Raw genomic sequence first — 2,486 nt, forward strand, 5'->3', positions numbered from 1 at the left:
AACCCAAAGTTTTTCAGCTATTGCTCAAGTAGAATAACGGCAACTCAAGCTACATAGGTTTTTGTTGGGTTGCGCTCTCGCTTAACCCAACCTACTAAATTTAGACAAAATAGCGATCGCCTTCTCCCACAAATACTAAAAAACTCCAACGTTATAGTTTTTAGATTTTAGATAAACTCTGATTAAAGATTAAAGTAGCGATCGCTCATTCTAGATAGATGGATGTTTGATTTATCTATTGTCCAATAGTTATTAGATTGGAGATACAGTCAAAATAGCGATCGCCTCATTCCACAAATACCAAAAAACTCCAACGTTATAGTTTTTAGATTTTAGATAAACTCTGATTCAGTAGTGATCGCTGATTCTCACGCTTATTAATGTTTTATTCATCTGTTGTACAAGAGTTTTGAGATGGAGTAACAAGAGCCATCGCCTCATTCCACAAATGACAAAAAACTCCAACGTTATAGTTTTTAGATTTTAGATAAATTCTGATTCAGTAGCGATCGCCTCATTCCACAAATGACAAAAAACTCCAACGTTATAGTTTTTAGATTTTAGATAAACTCTGATTCAGTAGTGATCGCCTCATTCCACAAATACCAAAAAACTCCAACGTTATAGTTTTTAGATTTTAGATAAACTCTGATTCAGTAGCGATCGCCTCCTTCCACAAATACCAAAAAACTACAACGTTATAGTTTTTAGATTTTAGATGAATTCTGGGAAAGTAGCGATCGCTCATTTTCATGCTTATTAATTTTTTTATTCATCTATTGTCCAATAGTTATTAGTAGTAAACGTAGTGGACTGTTTCATCTAAAATAGTGCAATAGTAGGGGCGGGTTCCGCGTTAAGTTAATGGTGTCACCCACGACTGAGTAAACCCGCCCCCGCCCCAATAATCTAATGCATAAAATTAGATGTGTCAGTCCAGTAGGTTGGGTTGAGGTATCGTTAGCGTAGCTTATCCGTAGAATAAACCCAACATTCTTCAGCTATTGCTCAAGTAGAATAACGGCAACCACAGTTAGATAAGTTTTTGTTGGGTTCGAGATACGCTTAACCCAACCTACTGGACCGACACACCTTAAATTGTGCATTAGGGAGTAGGGGAGTGGGGGAGTGGGGGAGTAGGGGAGTAGAAGAGATAAAGACAACTAGAAATAAAAATAAGAGTGCACAGTTTTAGCTGTGTCAGTCTACTACTGAATTTAGATAAAATAGCGTTGGCGGCGCAAGTGCGGCAGCTATATCACCTTCTCCCACAAATACCAAGAAACTCCAACGTTATAGTTTTTAGATTTTGGATAAATTCTGAGACAGTAGCGATCGCCTTCTCCCACAAATACCAAAAAACTGCAACGTTATAGTTTTTAGATTTTAGATAAATTCCGAGAAAGTAGCGATCGCTGATTCTGCATAGTAAACGTAGGTTGGGTTGAGGTATCGAAACCCAACTTTATTATTACTATCGCTCAAGTAGAATAACGGCAACTCAAGCTACATAGGTTTTTGTTGGGTTGCGCTCTCGCTTAACCCAACAAAGCTGAATTTAGATAAAATAGCGATCGCCTTCTCCCACAAATACTAAAAAACTGCAACGTTATAGTTTTTAGATTTTAGATAAATTCTGGGAAAGTAGCGATCGCCTCTTTCCATAAATGACAAAAACTACAACGTTATAGTTATTAGATTTTAGATAAACTCTGATTAAGTAGCGATCGCCTCATTCCACAAATGACAAAAACTCCAACGTTATAGTTTTTAGATTTTAGATGAATTCTGGGAAAGTAGCGATCGCCTCTTTCCATAAATGACAAAAAACTACAACGTTATAGTTATTAGATTTTAGATAAACTCTGATTAAGTAGCGATCGCCTCATTCCACAAATGACAAAAAACTCCAACGTTATAGTTTTTAGATTTTAGATGAATTCTGGGAAAGTAGCGATCGCCTCTTTCCACAAATGACAAAAAACTCCAACGTTATAGTTTTTAGATTTTAGATGAATTCTGGGAAAGTAGCGATCGCCTCTTTCCATAAATGACAAAAAACTACAACGTTATAGTTATTAGATTTTAGATAAACTCTGAGAAAGTAGCGATCGCCTTCTCTCCTAGATAACTACAGCCTTCTGCCTTGTTCAATCAGTGTATAGTTTTCGCAATTCATCTGTTGAGGAAACCTGGGGAATTTGAGAAATAATTCCCTCTAACAATTTCACATCATTAATTGCAGAAATTTAGGATAAAATACCCACAGCTTCATCACCAAATCTGAGTTTTAAACCCATCTCTATTGCCAATAATAACCCCTGTTTAATTTGAGTATCTTTTTGAAATATCTCAGCATTTTTTTGGAATATCTCAGCATCCTTTTGGGATATTTCAGCATCTTTTTGAGATATTTCAGCATCTTTTTGGGATATTTGAATATCCTTTTGGGATATCTCAGAATTTTTTTTCTGCGGCTAATTCAT

At 36.0% G+C, this 2,486-nt stretch carries 1 protein-coding gene; it reads right to left on the reverse strand.

What is annotated here, in order from left to right; translation table 11 throughout:
- Positions 1-1,694: 1,694 nt before the first annotated feature.
- On the reverse strand, positions 1,695-1,826 hold the full coding sequence (locus tag SAGCYANO_RS47670) for a hypothetical protein (RefSeq protein WP_255502588.1): 132 nt from the start codon (positions 1,824-1,826) through the stop codon (positions 1,695-1,697).
- Between the last annotated feature and the right edge of the window lie 660 nt (positions 1,827-2,486).

The organism is Okeania sp. KiyG1, from assembly GCF_014132355.1.
Classification (GTDB): Bacteria; Cyanobacteriota; Cyanobacteriia; order Cyanobacteriales; family Microcoleaceae; genus Okeania.